We start from the raw sequence: 19,577 nt of genomic DNA, 5'->3' as shown, positions 1-19,577 counted from the left end.
TTTTACCTTATATATATATTTATACGCACATTTTATTTTTTTTTCTTATTTTTTGTTAACAAAAAAATAACTATTCCTAATAAGATTATTATTACTACTCCCATACTAATAATAATTCCCCAAGGATAATCTTTTTTATTGTTGGATGGTTGATTTTGGCTTCTTGGAGAGATTGGTTGAACTGGGTTATTTTGGTTGGATTGAATGCGTTCTTTTTCGTGTTGAAATAGAAAAGCAATGATTTTATTTCTTAGTTCTTTATTTTTATCTTTAAGGACTTGAATTTGATTTTGCTTTTCTCTACTTCCATCTTTAATAATAATCCTGCAAATAGAAAAAGTCATGCTTTCTATGCTTTCGTTAATATCACTCATGAATTTTTCGAGAGTTTCTAAATCTTCAACATCAGGGACAACTTCTTTTCTAACTCACTTATCTACGAATTCGTCGACTATTTGTCTACTTTTATTTGAGATTTGACTAATAATTTCTGCATTTTCTTCCATTACTTTAATCTTTTCTTCATTACTTAACTCGGAGTTAATCTCTGCTTCAATAGAATTAACTTTTTTTAAATCTTTTAAAGAAACATTAAACTTACTTAAAATTTGAAGACAAGTCTCTAACTTTTCTTTTCCTACCATTCCTATTTGCTAACCAATTTTAGTGTAAAAATTAGGATTTTGTAAATTAACATTTAACAAGCCTTGTTGTACCACTTGTGGTCTTTGTTCCAGTTCTTCAATTTTTTGGTCTTTTTTGTCTAACTTTTTTTCATATTCATCTCTTAATTCTTTTTCTACTCGCTTTTCTGTGTAATGTTCTACTGATTGACCGTAAGCGAATATTCTCAAATTTAGATTATCTTTTTCTAACTCCAATATTTTTTTTTGTTCTTTTTCACTATCTTCTTTTTCTTGTTCTAATTTTTCTAATGCCGAACTAGTTGATGCATTACTCCTTACTATTTCTCAACGAGCCGCCTCAGCTGCACTAGCCGCTGAATTAGCACTTTGTTTATTTGCTTCATCAAGTTTATCTTGTAATTTATCCATTTTTTTCTGGGCTTCATCATTAATTTCTTTTATTCTTTTTTCTTTTTCTGCCAATTCATTTGCTAAATCTTTTTTCATTTTATCTTCTAGGTCTTTTAAATCCTGTTGATGTCTGGCTTGAATAGCGTTAATTTGAGCTTGATGACTAGCTGCTTGATTAGCAATTCTTTGTTGAAGTTCTGCTACTTGGGCTTGCATTTTTTCTTCCTCGGTTTGGTAATTTGCTACTCGCTCATTTAAAGTAGCAAGGTTATTAGGTAGATAAACTTCTCGACAATTATTTATTAAATGGGCTAATAATCTGCGTCGAGATTCTTCGCATATTTCTTTATTAAGTTCAATTTGTCTTCTCAATCTTGTTCCACTACCACTCAGATTCACTGGCGGATTATCAACATACATAACTCGGGCATTTCTTATTATTTCAAAAAGTTCTCGGTTTTCATTTCTTAAAGTTTGACGATCTCTTTCGCATGCTTCTTCATCCTCGAATTCTGGAAAATGAGTGTGAACGATAGTAGTATAATTCGCTACCTGATAATCAAAGAGAATTTGACTTAATAAGTTATAAGACTTGATTTCTTCTCTGGTAAATCTGCCACCCGTCACGAAAAGAATTTGGTTTAAGCCATTTCCAACCTGATTAGACATTTCAGCTATTTTATGAAGAACTCCCTGCTCGGTCATTCTTGTATCACAAAGACCTACTGTGTCAACAATTATAAATCTAATTCTTTGATTGCCATTTTCAGTAAGATTAACTTCAAACTCTTCAACCTGATTCTGACGAGTTTCGCTGGTCATTCCAGCGCTCTCGGAAAAGACCTCTTCAAAATTATTGTTTCTGTTCATTAATACATTGGCTAGTGTGGATTTCCCGCCACCTGTTTTGCCTAATAATAACACCGTTCTTACATTCATATCTATCATTTACCTCTATATAATTAATTTTTATAATTTCAAAAATAGTTTGCTACTTAAAAAATGACTCTTTTCTTATTGACATACAAAGTTAATTATTTTATTATTAATATATATTATTTTAATGATTGCTTTATTTTTTAATTGCTTGCTTATTTTTTCATTCTTTTCAATTTCTTTAATTATTCTTTCTTTTTCTTGGTTAAAATCGATTGGTAAAATAGTTTTGGTTTTACCATTAATTTGGACTATTAAGTTAATTTGCTTTGGGAATTTATTTTCATTGATTTGGCTAATTTCTGGTCAAGGTTGATAAGCAAGAGAAGTTTTTTGAAAATAACTTCAAATTTCCTCGGTTATATGTGGTGCCAAGGGATTTAACAGTTGGAGAAAATTCAGAGCATATTGCCGAGGTATATTTTTGCTTTGGTAACATTTATTAATAAAAATCATTAGTTGGGGAATAATTAAATTAAGTTTGTTTTTTTGGTAATATTTAGTTGTTTCAGTTAATATTTCATGGTAAAAGTTATCTCATTCCGGGTCAGAATTTTCAGTAAATTTTTCTTTATGAGAAGTAAAAAGTTGGTAAACTCGCTTTAATCATTTATTCATGGCTTTAACGGTTTCTAGTTTAAAATTAGTAGTTTGTTCGGGAGGAGCAAGGAAAATCATGGCTAATCTTAAAGCGTCAACACCATATTCTTTAATTAGTGGGTCCGGGTTGATAATGTTCCCTCGTGATTTAGACATTTTTTCGCCGTCCTCACCTAAAATCATTCCTTGACAAATTAATTTTTGAAAGGGTTCAGGCTGGGAAACTATGCCAATTTTGTATAAAACTTTATGTCAAAAACGAGCGTATAGTAAATGTAAATTAGCGTGCTCTTGCCCGCCAATATAAATATCCACTGGTAGCCAATTTTTTATAATTTTCTTGGCTTCTTCGCTATTAAGGGCTAAATAACTATCGTTTTTTTTTAACAAAAAAGCAATATAATATCAACAAGAACCTGCTCACTGAGGCATAACATTAACATCTCTTTTTCCTTTTAAGTTGTCTTTATTTTCAACATTTGCTCAATTTTCCACTTTTTGGAGTGGAGAATAATACTGAAGATTAGGAGTAAAATCAGTTAAGGGAGGGAGGATTAGCGGTAAGTCTTTTTCAGATAAAAGTTCTTTTTGGTTATTTTCTCAATGAATAACCGGAATAGGTTCACCTCAATATCTTTGCCGCGAAAAAATTCAATCTCTTAAATGATAAAATTCGCCTTTGCGACCTTTTTGCATTTTTTTCAAATTTTCGTTTATAATCTCAATCGCTTTTTCTTTGTTATCTAAATTATTAATTAAAGGCGAATTAATGAAATAACCTCTTATTTTCTCTTCTTGTTTGTCTATTTGAAAAATTTTTTTTATTGGTAAATTGTATTTTACTGCAAAAGCATAATCAATTTGTTTATTCTGTTTTAATTCTTTTTCACTAACTAAATTAGGTATTTCTTGGTAAGCAAATATTTCGGGAGAAAAAGCATTAATCATTACTGCTCCTGTTCCGTATTCACTTATAACAAAATTAGTTATTCAAATCGGTAATTTTTCCTCGGTTAAAGGGTGTTGGGCATAGTTTCCCGTAAATTCTCCGTGTACTTCTTGGCTTTCTTTATCTTTTCAAGTGGTACAAAATTCGTTTATTTTAGTTTGCCTATCAGGAGAAGTAATTTGAGTAATAAGAGGGTGATTAACCGATAAAGCCAGGGCAGTTACTCCATAAAGAGTTTGGGGGCTTTTAGTGAAAACAGTAATAGTCAAATTTTTTTCTACTACTGGAAAATTAATAAAAGTTCCTTGATTGAGGCCAATCCAGTTTTTTTGTAAACTTTTAATGCCTTTTGGTCAGTCTAATCCTGCCAAATCCTCTAATAATTGCGGAGCGTATTGAGTAATTTTTAAAACTCATTGGGGGATATTTTTTTCTACCACTGGGAAATTTCCGCGTTCTGAAACTTTTTTATTGTCAATAGTTTTTATTTCCTCATTGGCTAACACTGTGCCTAATTTTTCACACCAATAAACCGGTATTTCTTTATATTCGGCTAGTCCTTGGCGGTAAATTTGACAAAAAATCCATTGAGTTCAATGGTAATAAGCGGGTTCGCTGGTATTTATTTCCTTGCTTCAATCATAAGAAAAGCCCATTCTTAATAATTGTTCCTTAAAGTTTTGAATATTAGTATTAGTAAAAGTTGCTGGATGATTATTAGTTTGAATGGCATATTGCTCGGCTGGTAAACCAAAAGCATCTCAACCAATTGGCATGAGAACATTATAGCCTTTTAAATGATAAAAACGAGCCAAAGCATCAGTGATAGTATAATTGCGGATATGACCAACATGTAAACCACTGCCCGAAGGGTAAGGAAACATGGCTAAAATATACTTTTTTGGTCTATTTTTATCTGCTAAATCAGTAAAAAAGATTTTATTTTTGGCTCAATACTCTTGTCATTTTTTCTCGATTTCTTGGCATGAATAATAAGACATATTTAATTTTTTTAGAGAAAAAGCAAACGAAAACCTTGAACTCTTTTATTTTTACATGGTTCTTTTTTTACTTAATTAGTTTTTTTTATTTTTTCCTATAAAATATCCAATCACCAAAGCACTAGCAATTAAAAGACCACCGCCAATCAACAAGATAGTTTTATGGCTTTCTGGTTTAGCCGGAGCAGGATTTGGAGTAGTTTCTTTTTTCTCATTCTCCATATTTTTTTCAACCGGTTTTGAAGTTTGTTGATTAAGTTGGGCTTTTTGACTTTCCAAATTTTGTACTTGGTGTTTTAGTTCTTCAACTTTTTGAGGGTTTTTTCCGGTTTTTTCTAATTGTGCGATTTTTTGCTTTAAGACTTCAATCTCTTGGATAATTTGTGCTAATTTTTTGTTTTCATTATTGTCGCTATTTACTGCGTTGCTATTATTGTTTATGTTAATATTAATGGTATTTGGAGAAGAATTGTTTTTGTTTTCTTCGTTTTCCGGCTTGTTTTTTAGTTTTTTACAGAAATGTTTGTATTTTTTGTCATTACATTTTTCACATCTTCAATTGTTATCTCCTTCGGTTCTTTCTTTACATATGCCACATTCTATATATTTAGTAATTATTAATTCACTTTTAGCACCACAATCAAAACAAACCTCGCCATATTTATATTTTCTTTCACGAAAACTAGTTAGTGAATAATCTCCGCCTGGTTCTTGGCTTGTTTCTTCTTGTTCTCATGTTTCTTGTCCGTCTCGTTCGGAAAGTGCTTTGTTTAGTTCTTCAACAAATTCTTTTCGGTCTCTTTCTTTTTTGTCTTGCGGAATAAGGTCGGTTCGGTTAATTTTTTCTTTTAATTCTCTTCTTTCATTATCAAGTATCAAAATTTGCTCTTTGAGATTACGGACTTCTTGACACTTATGACAATCATATTTTCTACAATTACAGTATGACAAAAGACTAACTGCTTCATTCTCTAACTTGAATATTAAATCACCAATTTCAACAACTCTTTTTTCCATTCATTCATAGTCTCGGAAACCATTAGGACCCAAACCCGCATCAAAAATATTACCACATTTCAAGCAACGATTATTATCATCAAGAAAAGTTTTTTGGTTAGAATGACAAGTTTGACAATATTTAGTTACCGGCTTGTTAATATGGTCGCAATTAGAACCTACTTGGTTAATGTGATAATCAATTTCCGACTGGGTAAGTTTAATTTCTCATTCAATATCTTGGGCGTTTTTTTTATTTATACAATCGGGTTTATTGTAAAATTTTCTTCTTTCTATGGCTAATTTCTCTTCTAATGCTATTCTTCTTCCAATCAGCACTTGAATGTTGCAATTATGTTGTTGAAGAGTTAAATGTCCTAATTTCTCATGCCATTCGTCAAAAGTTGGTATCTTTCTTTGGTTAAATTCATTAAAAAGAGGATTAGTACGAGCAGAAGAACTTTGAATCTTAATACTATTATCATTACTAAAAATTGTATAACCATAACCATTTTCGCCAATTGCTACTTTAAACTCCTCAATTGTGCTTGCTTCTCCGCTGCTTTTTTTTAAATGTTCGTCTCATAATTTCCTTTTCAAAGTTTCCGAACTGATATTACAATGCTAATAATTAATGTCAGTAATTTATAACTTATTTTTAAAATCTTTCATATGAATAATCACCAAATAATCCATTACATAAAAGTCCGCGAAGCCTAAAGAGATACTTTGAGAAACAAGTCTAGTGCTTTATCTTCCATTTGAGGAGGTTTGTTTAGATTTGGTACTTTCCTAGCTTACTGGGCAGTAGAGAAGATTTTCTTAAAAGAAGAAATTGAAGCCATGTATCAGCGAAGCCCTAACTCTAAATACCTCTTTTGACTTTCTTTGGCATTTGGAATATGAGGGATAATTGATGCTTTGTGAGGAGCCTATAATTACTTTCAAGCCAACCAACAAGCCGAACAGCTAAGAAAACAAGTGGAAGATTTAGAAAGAGAGTTATAACTTGAATTTAGTTTTTTTGTCATCATCAAAGTAGTTAGCACAATGCCAGAAGCATTTGGATAAGTCTTTGGTATTCAATAATTCAATTGCTTTCTCAATAGCATTTTTTAACTCTTCATAACTTTTTGGTCGTTGCTTTTCGGTTTGTTGTCTTAAAAGGTTAAAACAAAGTTCAGTGGGATTAAGCATTGGAGCATAAGTAGTAACAAACCTTATCTCAATATTTTTCTTTGCCATTTGCTCTCTAACATTAGGCACTTTTGCTTCTTCTCTTTTATCGGGAGCAGTATGAATACTGGAATTATCCATTAAAAGATAGTTCTTTTTATCTCCGATAGGGTTAATCTTCTCCAAAAAGTTGTAGAAAATTTCTCAATTAACACTTTCCTTAAATAATTTTCAATGAACCACGCCTTTTTCTTTTAAGTTACTGATAGCAAGTAAAAGTGTGTAATGTTTTCCCTTATGACTCGGTCGTTTAGAAACTGCTCTAGTTCCTTTTAAAGAATATCCGAACCTTGGTCAAAGGTTGGGGTAAAAACTACATTCATCCAAAGCAATAAAAGGAAATTGTGGTAGCAGAAGTTTAATCTCTTCATTAAATGCTTCGGCTTTCTTTTCATCTAACTCTGTATAATAATAGGTTAGTTTTTTTCGAGTTATGCCGAGTTTAGTTAGTCATCGACCAATAGTTTGTCGACTTATTCTTTGTCCGATTTGTTGGGAAAGATAATCAGCCATCTCTTGTTGGGTTTTAGGGTTGTCGTCATTGTCAATATAAGCACGAAGCAAAGAAACTACTTCTTCAGTTATTTTAGGCTTCTTGCCTCGCTTTTTTAAAGGTTCTAAACTAGGATTAAATCAACGATAAATCGTTCTTTCACTTCTTTGATAAATAGTGGCTAGATTTTTGTAAGAAATTCCTATTTGTCGCAAACTCTTTAAGTGTTGAGGGTCAAGCGATAATTTAATTTGTTTCTTTCGATGGTCATTTGCTATTTTTTCAATGTTACTGATTGACTGCCTTTCAAAATCAGTTAAAGATTGTTCTCCTCTACCCTTTCTATCAGTGTCAATTAATTCTCACTTAAATGATTTAAAAAGCTTATCTCTTGTTAGTTCTAATCTGCCATTAGCATTAGGCTTATAACTTATTTGCTTATCATAGTAAAAGTAATCTGTTTGGTCAGTCTTAATGTTTAAGAATTCATATTTTCACAAATTAAAATTTTCTGTCCTTTTTTTGTCTAGGATTTTAGCAAGATATTCCATATATTATTTTTATTTTATAAAAATAAAAAACTTTAAATTAGTTTTTAACTAATTTCATCTGATTAGTAGGTAAAAATTAAGTATAAAAGCAGAAATAAAAGTCGTGAAAAAAAAATTAAAGCAATGTCCTAAATGTGGCGAAACTTTCCCTGAATGAATAGAAGAAAGTGAATTTAAGCACGCAGAAAAAATAACCAAAATTCTAAAAAGTTCAAAGACCCCTCATGAAAAGAAAATTGCTCTGTTCAATTGGTTAAAAGGTTTAGATGTAGGAGAATTACAACCCCAAGAAAATCAACGAGTTAACTCTTTATTGTTAAGCCGACTTTATAATGAATTAGCCAAAAAAGCTATGAAAGAATATGAGAAGACAACTGCTGATATTTTCAGCAAAAAGGAATAGCAATGAACATAGAATTAACAAGAAATTTAAAAAAATATTTAGACAATAGCCAGCAAAGAGAAAAAGCAGTTGTGATTTATGACTTTGAAAGAAAAAAAGTCAAATATTCAGAAAAAATCCAAAGCCATCGAGAGATAGACAAGTTTGGCGGTGAAGAAATGGTCAGGGCTTATATTCTTGCTAAACTTGTTAATGAACTAGGCTATAAGCTAGAAAATATCGAGATAGAAAAGAAATATCATGTAGGAACACCAAAAACAGCCAAACCAAGAATAGACATAATCGTTAAACGCGACAATGGAGATGTTTTTTTGTATATGGAATTAAAAAGTCCAGAAGAATACGGAAAAGATAAAGAAGAAACCATTAAAAACCAACTTTTTAGTCTTGCTTCACAAGAAAAAGGTCAAGGTAAGAAAGTTAAATACCTAGTTTTGTATTCTATTGAAACAATTGAAGATACAATAAAAGACGAGTGTATATTGATTGATTATGAAAAATTTGCTTCATTTGATTCGTGAAAAGAAACAAGAAGCTTTGCTAATAAACTACCCAAGGCATATGGAGAAGCTCAAAAAGAACCATATGTTAAAGGTGGCGAAAAAGATTTAGAGAAAAGAATCATTCCCAGCCAGTTAAATGAAGTAAGGAAAAATCTTCATAATGTTCTTTGGGGTGGAGGCGGAACAGATGACAACGATATTTTTTCTTCACTAGTAAACATAATTTTAGCCAAAATTCAAGATGAAGGCGAAAGAGAAAGTGGAGAACCATACGAGTTTCAGACTTTTTCTTTCAAAAGCGACAATTCGAGAGAGAGAGAGAGAGAGAGAGAGAGAGAGAGAGACGAAAACAATGAACAACTTTTTGAGAGAATTAATAATCTATACAAAAGAGCATTAAAACAAAGACTAAATATCACTGACCAAAAGAAACTTAAAAAGAGTTTTGTAGTAGATGAAAATAAATTTTCTCTTGCCAAACTTAAATATGCTGTCTCGGAATTGGAAAGATTCTCTTTTTTTTCATGGAGAAAAAATTCTGAAGGCAAAGACATACTAGGTGATTTTTTTGAAGAAATAGTTAGGGAAAGATTTAAACAAACCAAAGGACAATTTTTTACCCATACAAACATAGTTAAGTTCTTGCTTTGAGGATTACAACTAGACAAATTAGCAATTAAGAAAGTAAACGATAAACAACAACTTCCTTATTTAATAGACCCTGCTGCTGGCAGTGGAACTTTCCTTATCGAATACATGAAATTTATCACTAAAAATCTAAAAGTAAAATTTAAAGATAAACTTTCAGATGCTGAAGATATAAAAAATAAGCATTCAGAATGGTTTCCTGACAACAAAGAAAACAAGTGGGCAAAGGAATTTATTTATGGTATAGAAATTAATTTTAATTTAGGAACTGCTACCAAAGTAAACATGATTTTACACGGAGATGGCTCGGCTAATATTTTTGTTAAAGATGGACTTTTGCCTTTTAGTTATTATGGCAAGGAAGAAGCTAATCTTTTAAAAAGACATAAACAAGAAAAAACCTATTTTAACAAGGAAATAAATGGGTCTTTTGATGTAGTTGTCAGCAATCCTCCTTTTAGCATAAGTTTGTCTAACGAAACAAAAGAACACTTAAAAGAAGAATTTATTTTTGGAAATAAAAAAAATTCAGAGAACTTATTTATTGAAAGATGATATCAATTATTAAAGCCTAATGGTCGCCTTGGTGTAGTTTTGCCTGAAAGTGTTTTTGATACTGCCGAAAATAAACACATAAGATTATTTATTTACAAATATTTTGATATAAAAGCAATCATTAGTTTGCCACAATTAACTTTCCAACCTTTTACTTCTACTAAAACCAGTCTTTTATTTGCTCAAAAAAAATCCAAAGAAAAAATACAAGAATGGGACAAGTTTTGAAGCAAATACTCCAAAGAATGAAGCGATCTTAAAACAAAGTGTGAAAACCTGCTAATGGTTTACATTCACGGCAAAAACAAAAAACAATTTTCTTCAATTAGAGAATTAAATCCTATAAAAGAAAAGAACATTTTGGTTAGGATGCTTAAAGATTGTATAGAAGAAGATGATAAAAAACTTTCAGTTGGAGAGTTTATTAAAAAATACCAAAAAGAGCTTGTTGAACTTAACAAATACGATAACGACACCAAAGATACTTTTGGTTTTGTAAATACTTGATGAGTATTTAGTGAAGTTGCTAAAAAGGTAAACTACCAAATGTTTCTAGCCGAGGTAGAAAACATTGGCTATAAGAGAACTAAAAGAGGTGAAAAGACAACATCAAACGAACTTTTTCGAACTAATAACCAAGGCGAAATTTTATTGGCTGATGAAGATGGTATTATGGAAACTGCTCTTGACCACTTGAGGAAATTAGAGTGAGGTAATTTTTAAAAATATGCTACTGGAAAAGAAATGATTTATAACCGACTTTAAAAATATCGGCAAGCAAGAATTTCTCCGACCAGATTTCGGTTATAGATATTTTTTTGATATCCAAGAGGCAAAAATATTTTCAGTGAAAAATAGCATTAATCTGAAAAGTATTTTAAATCCTGTTGAAACAAAAAAAATAGCAAAAGGAGAATTAAAAGAGCCAGAAATTTTAGTGGATATTGACAATATTGAAAGAAGATTTAATAATTTGATAAACTGCGAAGAAGTCATCGAGATTGGTTCAGATAAAAACATCTTGTTTAAGGGAGACATCATCATTCCTAAAATGCGACCTTGACTGGGAGGTATTTTTTTGAATACCGAACATAATAAATATGTCGGCTCCAGTGAATTGTTAGAATACGAAATAACACCAAATAATAATCCGCATTTTATTTATTACCTTTTCACTACCGAAAAATTTTTGTCTAATTTAGTCAAGTTAAAAAACGGAAATTCGCATAAGAGAGTTAACCAAAAAGACTTGCTTAAAATACAAACTCCTAATGTTCCGAGTTTTATTCAAGACCAACTTGTGGCTGAAATTGAACCAATTGAAAAGAAAATTAAAACTTTAAAAAGCAGCATTAAAGAGCCGCAGGAAATAATTAATCAAACTTTTGCTAGAGAATTTGATTTTAATTTGGAAAAGTTTGAAAATTTGAAAAAAGAAAAATTTTTTGAAGTGAATTTTTGTGACATTTCTAAAAGTAACTTAATTAGGTCAAGCTCTCATTTTCATCATAAAAAAACATGAATTATCGAAGAAAAACTAAAAGATAAAAAAATTTGAACTCTTGTTAACCATATCTTTAAATTGTCAGGTGGAGGAATAATCCCAAAAGGAGAAACATTTTCTGATGTTGAAACAGATTACTTTTACTTAAGACCAAAAGAAATAAATTTTTGAGAAATAGATAAGAACAGTATCCCTTGATTGTCCGCAGAACTGTATAATAAACTTAAAAAATATAAGATTATCTCTGGTGAACTGTGTATTTCAATTATTGGAACAGTTGGAAAAACAGCCTTGATAAATACTGATAATTTAGAAATTAATAAAGAAAATTTAATATTAAACGGAAATTTTCTTAGACTTAGTCCAAAACAAGAAATCAACCATCAATTTTATTATTATTACTTTTACAGTTTCATTTTTCAAGCCCAAGCAAATCGAGAGTATACAATTACCACTATCAAAGCACTTGGAATTGACAAGTGAAATTATATAAAAGTTCCAAACATTCCTTTATCAAAGCAAGAAAAAATTGTTAAAGAAATAGAAATTGAACTAGAAGAACAAAAACAATGAGAAGAAAAAATAGAAATTGAAAGAAATAAAATTGATGAAATTATTAATGATTACTTAAAAAAGGGAAAATAATCTTGCTAAAATTTTCTTATATTTACTGACATTAATTATTGGCATTGTAATAGCAAATAATCCAAGAGAAGATTTTTTTCTTTCTTATGTTTTTCGCCATGTCCATACTCTAAACCGCTAAACTTTTCTAAATCCTTAAATATTAGCCTGATATGAGCGAATTCGTGAGCGATTGCTTCTAATAGTGCTTCTAATTTTTCGTGAGTTTCAAATAATCGAATAAAAACTCACATACCTCATATTTTCTTTTTTTCTTGTTTTATTGTATCTTCGGAACTAAATTTGGGTTTTTGGTAAAGACTGGAAAAGCCATTCATTTCTTCTTCTCAAATGAAAGTAAAACCATTGCTCCATCATCTTCGTTCTACTCATCATTTTTCTTCCAATTCTCCGCAATGAACTCGGTTTTTTTGTTCGGTAGTTAATCATTCATCTTTTAAGTCTTGGAACTTCTTTTTAATAATTTCACGTTGTTTTTCAATGGTTAGATTATCAGTTAGTTTTTTCATGCGAAGCCTTATTTTGCTGTTCTAATTCTCTTTTTCGCATTTTCTTTTGGAATATCGCTTCTACATTTTCACTTAAACTAGTTTTTTCTCCCCAAGTTTCAGTGGTTATTTGTCTAACTTTGCCTATAATCGCTTTTAACAATTGAAAGTTTTCCGAGGTTAGTTCTAATTTTTCCTCCTTGATGTTTTCAACTTCTTTTTTTATTCGATAAGAATTAATTCATCAGTTCTCATATCTTTTTTTGTTCATTGTTATTTTGTAGTTTTTTCTAACCTCGGCTTTTAAATAAGGATGTTTTTTACCATCTAATTCTTTCATTTCTAGGGATTGGAGATAATAATTACAAGTCGAACAAGTGTAAATTAAACAAAAACTATCCTCTTCTTCACAGGTTTTGGTTACTTTTAATGGTTTACCACAGCACTCATTTTTAGATATTTCGGTTAACAATTCTTTGCTGGGTTTAATTGCTTTTTCAAATTGGTTCATTCTATTTAGATTTTTATTTTAAAAGAATGTTTTTTTTTGGTGGTTGGAATAGTTGGGCTTTGAGTTAATGTTTCCTTATCATTGTCGTTTTTGGTAACAAGAAACACAATAGGCAAAAAACACATTACTAGATTTAAGCCCAGAGAGTAAAAAATGAAGTTCGCCTATTTCGAATTTATGCCCACATTCATCGCATGCAGCACCTCCTCATTCTTGACCTTTTTCTCATTCTTCTTCAGTAAGAATTTTTTCTTCAACTATTTGTTCCGTTTCATTCATATCAAATACATTTTTAGCAAGAGAGAGAGAGAGAGAGATAAGTTTAAACACTTTTATTTAACTAAAAAGCACTAAAAAAGAGGTTAAACATGCTCTAATTTTTTGCGTCTTTTTGTTGGATTTTTCTCTTCTCCACCAAATCTTTCTTGTCAAACAAACCACTATAAAGATAAGAACGAAAACGAGCTTTTTTAGTCGAACTAACTAATTCTAAATAATCATCAGGGTAGTTTTGTCGTCAGTCTTTTAAGCAAGCACGACAAAGCAAGCGGTGACCTTTCCAAGTTTTCTCTTGATTATCAGTTCAAAAACTCACCTCGTTAATTTGGCTTCACTTATTTTGGGGAGCGACGAACTTACGAGCGAAATCCCTACGACATCTATCGCACTTTTCTATTTTTTCCATGTATTAATTATAAAGATATTTTAAATAAGTTAAGTTGCTAACTTTCCTTTATGGCTTCTAAATAATTATTTAAAATAGTGATTAGTTTGCTGTATTCTTTCTCGTTCCGAATGTCTACTATACGAGTAAGATTTTCGGCTAATTGAGCTTTTTCATCAGGCTTTTTTCTAAATTCCTTTGTTAGTTGGTTATCTGCTAGATATATTTTGCATTCTTTTTTAGTTGGTTTTCTAATGCCTAAAATTTGTCCTTTTGCTTGCTTTCTATTACTATTGTCACAATAAACAAAATAAGCATCTCCGTGGGTCATTTTGCCTTTTTTTTCTTTTCCGAAAATTCGTCTAATAGATTTGTCAATTTCTTTTATTTTCTTTTTCGTTTCTTCATCTATCCCTTTTACTTCTAAAAACTGTTCTAAACTTGATTCATTATTTTCCTTTTCTTCACTTTCTCACGCATGCTCGGGTATGCGAGTAGGTGTCTTTTGATTATTTTCTGATTGCTTCTCTTTTTTAGGGATTTGGATAATTATGCTTTCTTCTTTCATGCCTAGTATTTTTTTTCATCTTTCTTTATTCGCTCTATAATTATGCCAGTTTACTAAAGATAATAAAGCAAACTCGTTTTTGCTTTCTTTGTCTAGATACTTTCTAATTTCTACTAAAATAATTTCTTCTTTTCCCTTAGTTGCTCTATAGCTTTCAATCGAGCCAATAATATCTGGTTTTTGCTTGTCAAATTTTTCGGATGGAGCTATGACAATAAGAATTGTTTCTTCTCAAAATTTATCTCTTTGTCGTTGATTATTAATCTCTAAATAATTTCTTTTTCCTAAGCAGTTTATTAAATTTTTCTCTATTGCTTGAAAATTGCCTGGAACACCTTTCAAAATACGAAGGTAACGCAATAATTGCTCCACTGGATTTTTTTCATCATCACGCTTATACTCTAAAAGTATTGTTCTTCCTTGTTCGCCTTTTTTTGGCTTATAGAAAGCTAGGCAATCAATTTCACTAGATCTTTCATCATGACTAGATCAATAATCTCTTCATTTTGTCTTAGAATGAAGTAGATTAGAAAAAATAAAGGTCATATTTTCCTTAAAAAAATTGCTTATCTCGTCTTCTTTTTTAAAGTCGTTTAGTTGGAGAGTTAGCAAAATGTTCTTATTCATCCTACTCCTCTCCACCTTTCTTTTTCCTCATCACTAATCAAATCACTAGACCAATAATTCCTGCTAAAATAACTCCGCCACCGATTATTCAAGGTCAATAGTTCTTTTTGTTTTCCTGACTTTTACTTAATTCAGTTAATTCTTCTAAACTAATTGACTTTTTGCCTTGACTTTGTAAATAGTTCTTAATTGGTTTTAATTCTTGGTTATTACTTAAAGAATAAGTTTCTTTTTTTCCATCGTTATAAGTTATTAATAAGTCTTCCCCTTGTAATTCAACTTGTTTTATATTATTAGCTTGAAAGAATTGCCGAATTTGTTCCAATTCAGGACTGGATTCTGAATTTTGCTCTCTCTCTCTCTCTCTCTCTCTCTCTCTCTCTCTCTCTCTCTCTCTCTCTCTCTGTTATTATCATTGGTAATATGTTTATTATTCTTTAAATCTCATTGAGGATCGTTTTCTTGAAGTTTTCTTTTATCTTCTTCGCTTGCTCGGTGATCTAGATAGTCGTTGCCATATCGATTAGGGCAATCTTTGATTAAAAGATTTTCTCCTAATTCCTCATGGGTTACGCATTGACATCTATCTTTTTTCCAACAGTGGCGTTGGTGTCTTCATGCTTCTACTTCGCTTCCATCGAGCATAAATGAAGTTTCGCACCTAGAACACTTGTTCTTTAAACTAATTGTTGATTCACAAGAAGTAGGAGAACCTCCATCATCTTCTACCCATGTTCCGCTAGTTTTATAAATTGTTTCGTATTCTTTCTTATAATTCTCTTGGTTTTCATTTCAGCAATCTTGACAAACTTCTTTTGTTATTCCTTCTTTGCTTAAACTATAATAATTTCCTCTTGGATAAGAGCATTCAGAGCATTTTCCACTAATATTATCTCGATTAATAATTTCTTGGCAAGTATTGCATTTAATTTGGCTTCTAGGATATTCGCTGTGGCTTCAAGTTGACCAATCATGATCACAATTATTCTCCCCTTTTGGTCACAATTTCCCGCACATTTGACAAGCTTCCACTATGGTGTAATCACTTTCATTATCTAGCCACTTATTACATTTCTGACAGTATCTATTATGGTTATTTTCACTCATATTATTCCCCTTCTCCTTTATCTAAACCAAAATTAATACAATCATAATTATTACAAAAGAAAAATCTATCAGTTGCTTCTTGGCTTGCTTTTTCTCTTATTGTTTGAAAATCTTTTTGACAACTTTTACAGCATTTTCTTAAATAAGCGTTTCTTTCTATTTCTTGTAATTCAACTAATCTCTCTGCGGAAACTTCACTAAATAAAAGCATAAATTTTTGCTTATGTTCCTCTAAATTTTCCTTAGGTGCCAAAGCAGGCATAAAACTCACCGGAGAAACACAATTAATTTTCCTTATTGTCTTAATTATTAAAGATAAATCAGCATCAATTTCTTGGCTAGTTAGTTTTCTAAAATAACTTGATAAACTTAACACTAGTGATAATTGCCTTTTGCTTTCTTTTAAATCTTTTGCTTTATTAGTCGCTATAAGCAATTGTCCCACTTGTTCATTATTGCTTTCAATGGTTAGCAATACTAATTCTTTGTTTATGACTTCATTCATACATTATAGTTTTTAATAATTTTTGAATGATATTGAAGTGTGAAAAGTAGTTATTTAGTTAGAAGCATCACTTTTATCAAAAGCACCATGCCCGCGATAAGAAGCATAAATTCTTCTCTTTTTTTCATCAACTATTAGTTTGTCAAATTCTTCTCTTTCTAGTTCAAATCAGTCGTTTAAACAGGAACGACAAAAAAATTTATAACTTTTTCATTTTTTACCATCAGTTCAGTAAGAAATTTCATTAATTTGGCTTCACTGCTTTTTTCGATTAATTCATTTTTGAATAAAGTCTTTTTGGCATTTATCGCACTTGATCACTCTTTGCATTTTATTTAAAATTTTAGTGAGGGTACTTATTATCTGCTCGGATACACGCAAAATAAAAAAATTAAAACTTGTTCATAATTTTCTTACTTCTTTGCTCCAAATACTCTAAATTCTTATTTATTACTACTCAATATCTCATAATTGCTCTTCTTTGCTCTGAAGTTCCCATTTCTCTTCATTCTTTAAACTTTGTTAATACTTGAATCAGATAACCTAAATTTCAGTCTTCTGCTACAATTACTTCTTTTAATTTACTTTCAATTAGTTTTTCACTTGGATTGGCTCCTACTGTTCCTCCTAGTTCTTCAATTTGCATTTTCAAAATAGTTATTTCAGCTTCTTTATTTTTGATTTCCTTTTCAACTTCTTTAGCTGTTTTATTCTCAAATTGGCTAGTTCACTCGGCTAATAATTTTTCTGGTTTTTTGGCAATTTGTTTTTCTTTTTCTACTTCAAGAGGAGTTTTATTAGGAAATTGGTCAGTTCATTTCTTTAAATCTCTTTGTTTTTCTCCTAGTAAGTCTTGAATTGAAGTTATTTGTTGTTTTTGGATTAATTGATTATGTCAGTCACTAGGTAAGGGTTCGTCTTGCTCTAATTCCAAAACTAGTCTTATTTTATTTTCTCAACCTTGATTTTCACCTTTTAACTTGGCTAATTCAGTTTTTCAACCACCTAAATCAGTAAGTTGCAATTGGTTTTGAAGTTCATTTTTATAATCTTCTAGTTCTTTTTTTGTTTCTTCGCTTTCTGTTAAACTTTTTCGGCGGACATAGTCATCTCATCACTGTTTTTCAGTAATTGGTATTTCTGGTCGTTTTTTTAATAACTCTCACTCTTTTTTAAGAGTTTGTGGGTTTTGTTCTCCTCATATTTCAGTTCATTGTTTTAGTTTCTTTTGGGTTTGTTGATAGTCTTGATTTTGTTGTTCTGTTTTCTCTTGTCATTCGTCTAATTCTTTGGTTAACTTTTGTATTTGCTTTCGGTTATCCTCGTATTCTTGGTCAGACGTGGTTAATTCTTGTTCTAATTGAATTAGTTTTTCCTTGACTTCTTTTGGTTTTTGGTCGACAAAAATATTTTCTCAATTTTTTAATTCTTTACAGATCTGGTTATGTTGAGACTGCAGAGTAGTTGCTTTTTCTGTTAAACTTTTTATTTCGTCTTCAACTTCATCAGGTTCTTGGTTACTAAAAAAACTTTTTCATTCTGCTAATTCTTGCTTGATTTGATTATAATCTACCTGATTGATTTCTAATTGTTCCAAGCGAGCAGATTGCTTTTCTCAATCTTTTTTTAACTTATCATAGTCTTGTAGCTTCTGTTTATCTTTTGCCGAGAGAACTTCTTCTACTTTGTCTTCAATTTGTTCCGGTTGAATGTCTCCTAAATTTTGCTTTATTTGTTCCTCTGACAGATGGGTTTTGATTATTTCTGTTAGAGGTCGATCTTTTTTTAATTTTTCTTTTTCTTCGGTTGCTTTAGAATAATCAACCATTTCATCAAAGAATGATGTTTTTTGGTCTTTAGGCATTATGCTTCTTTAAATAATTATCAAGCAGGAATAAACTACCATCGTAGTCATGTTGTTTGTTGTATTTTTTTCCTTGGCTTCACTCCTCTAATAGTTTTAAATAATCATGGCTTTTTCGAGCATCTTTAACTCATCCTACAATTTTTCGGGCTTGGTCTTTGCTTTTGTCATCTCGACAGCTTGAATTTAACAGAGGGTTTTCGTCACTGATTCCATTTTTCAAATAGTCTTCTCACTCTTTTTCTACTTTTTCTAATAAATTCTCAATAGCTGCTTTGGCTTGTGATTTATTTGCTACTGGTTCAGCTAACTTATAACGAATAGTACGTCCATTTTCTACAATTTCATCAATATCCTGAATTAATTTCTTGTTTTCCGTTTGAAGCTTGGCAACTTTTTTCTTTTCTTCCTCTAATTCTTCTCTTTCTGTTTGGCTTTGAGTAAGAGATTGGCGACGAGTATAATCGTTTCATCATTGTTGTTGAGTAATTGGAATGTCCGGTCGCTTTTTTAATAATTCTCATTCTTCTTTTACTTCTGAAAGTTTACGATGATTTCAAGTTCCCATTCATTCATCTAGTGTTTGTTCCAGTTTTTCAATGTTTTTCTTAACTTGCAGAGCGGTTAATTGAGGAAATTCTTGTTCTCACTCTTTTAATATTTCTTCCTTTTTTACTAACTCTAGCCTTTTTTCTTCTACTTCTTCGGCAGTTTGGTTCTTAAAAGTATCTTTTCAAGTCTTTAATTCTTGTTCAAGGTCGTTGTATTCTCCCACTGATTTGCGGTCTTTATAATCGTCTCAAGTGGCTTGTAAAATATCTGGTCTTTGTTCTAATTTGACAATCTTTTCGTCAATTTCTTGGGGAGAGTTAGAAACAAAAGTATCTGTTCATCCTTTAAGTTCTTCTTTTTTTTGATTGTAATCGGCTTGGTTGATCTCTAGTTGCTCTATTCTTCCTAATTGTTTTTTTCAATCAGTTGGTAAGCCTTTTTCCGGTAAGCCTGCTGTCTCTAATTTGTCATAAGCCTCTATTTTTTGCTTATCTTCTACTTTGAGAATTGGTTCGATAGTTTGCTCTTGTTGAGTAACTAAATTACCAAGATTTTGTTTAATTTGTTCTTCAGTTAAATTAGCTTTAATAATTTCGCTTAAAATTCGGTTAGTTTTAGGGTTATTCATATTCTT

General features: G+C 30.7%; 19 protein-coding genes and 2 pseudogenes. 4 read left to right on the top strand and 17 right to left on the bottom strand.

The features are described from left to right. Positions 1–32: 32 nt before the first annotated feature. The 5 genes and pseudogenes from GvMRE_RS04105 to GvMRE_RS04090 form a co-directional block, all read right to left on the bottom strand. Entirely contained in the window at positions 33–644 is a 612-nt protein-coding gene (locus tag GvMRE_RS04105; protein WP_147410009.1) for a hypothetical protein, read from the bottom strand. 9 nt (positions 645–653) lie between these two features. Continuing rightward, positions 654–1,976, bottom strand: coding sequence for a GTPase (locus GvMRE_RS04100; protein WP_172575249.1), 1,323 nt, complete (start codon positions 1,974–1,976; stop codon positions 654–656). A gap of 668 nt (positions 1,977–2,644) precedes the next feature. Continuing rightward, positions 2,645–2,759, bottom strand: a pseudogene (locus tag GvMRE_RS14505) (class I tRNA ligase family protein); the annotation flags it as partial. A 771-nt stretch (positions 2,760–3,530) separates the two neighbouring features. Continuing rightward, positions 3,531–4,406 (bottom strand): annotated as a pseudogene (locus tag GvMRE_RS14500) (class I tRNA ligase family protein); the annotation flags it as partial. A gap of 192 nt (positions 4,407–4,598) precedes the next feature. After that, positions 4,599–6,119 (bottom strand): hypothetical protein, encoded by a 1,521-nt coding sequence (locus tag GvMRE_RS04090; protein WP_147410006.1) that lies wholly within the window; start codon positions 6,117–6,119, stop codon positions 4,599–4,601. Between the two features lie 129 nt (positions 6,120–6,248). Between GvMRE_RS04090 and GvMRE_RS04085 the strand changes: the two genes are divergently transcribed. Continuing rightward, positions 6,249–6,527, top strand: coding sequence for a hypothetical protein (locus GvMRE_RS04085; RefSeq protein WP_147410005.1), 279 nt, complete (start codon positions 6,249–6,251; stop codon positions 6,525–6,527). Here the strand turns inward: GvMRE_RS04085 and GvMRE_RS04080 are convergent. After that, a complete protein-coding gene (locus GvMRE_RS04080; RefSeq protein WP_147410004.1) occupies positions 6,522–7,799 on the bottom strand; it encodes an IS630 family transposase in 1,278 nt (425 codons plus the stop codon). The two genes, GvMRE_RS04085 and GvMRE_RS04080, sit on opposite strands and share 6 nt — an antisense overlap. A gap of 103 nt (positions 7,800–7,902) precedes the next feature. On the opposite strand from GvMRE_RS04080, the gene GvMRE_RS04075 reads away from it, so the two are divergent. From GvMRE_RS04075 to GvMRE_RS04065, 3 genes are read left to right on the top strand one after another with little or no spacing between them, the layout of a single operon-like run. Beyond that, a complete protein-coding gene (locus tag GvMRE_RS04075; RefSeq protein WP_147410003.1) occupies positions 7,903–8,202 on the top strand; it encodes a hypothetical protein in 300 nt (99 codons plus the stop codon). A gap of 2 nt (positions 8,203–8,204) precedes the next feature. Next, complete coding sequence (locus GvMRE_RS04070; RefSeq protein WP_147410002.1) at positions 8,205–10,631, top strand: type I restriction-modification system subunit M; 2,427 nt, start codon at positions 8,205–8,207, stop codon at positions 10,629–10,631. A 4-nt stretch (positions 10,632–10,635) separates the two neighbouring features. Further along, positions 10,636–12,057 (top strand): restriction endonuclease subunit S domain-containing protein, encoded by a 1,422-nt coding sequence (locus GvMRE_RS04065; RefSeq protein WP_147410001.1) that lies wholly within the window; start codon positions 10,636–10,638, stop codon positions 12,055–12,057. A 35-nt stretch (positions 12,058–12,092) separates the two neighbouring features. Here GvMRE_RS04065 and GvMRE_RS04060 read toward each other — a convergent pair whose 3' ends face one another. The 11 genes from GvMRE_RS04060 to GvMRE_RS04010 form a co-directional block, all read right to left on the bottom strand. Beyond that, positions 12,093–12,566 (bottom strand): hypothetical protein, encoded by a 474-nt coding sequence (locus tag GvMRE_RS04060; RefSeq protein ID WP_147410000.1) that lies wholly within the window; start codon positions 12,564–12,566, stop codon positions 12,093–12,095. After that, positions 12,547–13,056 carry a hypothetical protein gene (locus tag GvMRE_RS04055; protein WP_147409999.1) on the bottom strand — a complete coding sequence of 170 codons (510 nt, stop codon included), beginning with the start codon at positions 13,054–13,056 and terminating at the stop codon, positions 12,547–12,549. Before GvMRE_RS04055 ends, GvMRE_RS04060 begins: the two co-directional genes overlap by 20 nt. A 75-nt stretch (positions 13,057–13,131) precedes the next feature. Beyond that, a complete protein-coding gene (locus GvMRE_RS04050) occupies positions 13,132–13,335 on the bottom strand; it encodes a hypothetical protein (protein WP_147409998.1) in 204 nt (67 codons plus the stop codon). A gap of 94 nt (positions 13,336–13,429) precedes the next feature. Further along, positions 13,430–13,741 (bottom strand): hypothetical protein, encoded by a 312-nt coding sequence (locus GvMRE_RS04045; protein ID WP_147409997.1) that lies wholly within the window; start codon positions 13,739–13,741, stop codon positions 13,430–13,432. A gap of 37 nt (positions 13,742–13,778) precedes the next feature. Beyond that, positions 13,779–14,915, bottom strand: a complete 1,137-nt coding sequence (locus GvMRE_RS04040; RefSeq protein WP_147409996.1) for a hypothetical protein — start codon at positions 14,913–14,915, stop codon at positions 13,779–13,781. A gap of 1 nt (position 14,916) precedes the next feature. Further along, entirely contained in the window at positions 14,917–15,240 is a 324-nt protein-coding gene (locus GvMRE_RS04035) for a hypothetical protein (protein ID WP_147409995.1), read from the bottom strand. Further along, positions 15,201–16,022, bottom strand: a complete 822-nt coding sequence (locus GvMRE_RS13515; protein ID WP_172575248.1) for a hypothetical protein — start codon at positions 16,020–16,022, stop codon at positions 15,201–15,203. Before GvMRE_RS13515 ends, GvMRE_RS04035 begins: the two co-directional genes overlap by 40 nt. Position 16,023: 1 nt before the next feature. Beyond that, positions 16,024–16,527, bottom strand: a complete 504-nt coding sequence (locus GvMRE_RS04025) for a hypothetical protein (RefSeq protein ID WP_147409993.1) — start codon at positions 16,525–16,527, stop codon at positions 16,024–16,026. 54 nt (positions 16,528–16,581) lie between these two features. Next, the gene (locus GvMRE_RS04020; protein ID WP_147409992.1) at positions 16,582–16,857 is read right to left on the bottom strand and encodes a hypothetical protein; all 276 of its coding nucleotides are present in this window, start codon (positions 16,855–16,857) and stop codon (positions 16,582–16,584) included. Positions 16,858–16,918: 61 nt separating this feature from the next. Continuing rightward, on the bottom strand, positions 16,919–18,391 hold the full coding sequence (locus GvMRE_RS04015; RefSeq protein ID WP_147409991.1) for a coiled-coil domain-containing protein: 1,473 nt from the start codon (positions 18,389–18,391) through the stop codon (positions 16,919–16,921). After that, positions 18,384–19,571: a hypothetical protein gene (locus tag GvMRE_RS04010; RefSeq protein WP_147409990.1), complete on the bottom strand. Its 1,188-nt coding sequence runs from the start codon at positions 19,569–19,571 to the stop codon at positions 18,384–18,386. Before GvMRE_RS04010 ends, GvMRE_RS04015 begins: the two co-directional genes overlap by 8 nt. Between the last annotated feature and the right edge of the window lie 6 nt (positions 19,572–19,577).

Source organism: endosymbiont GvMRE of Glomus versiforme, assembly GCF_003546845.1.
This window is presented reverse-complemented; position numbering and strand designations above follow the sequence as displayed.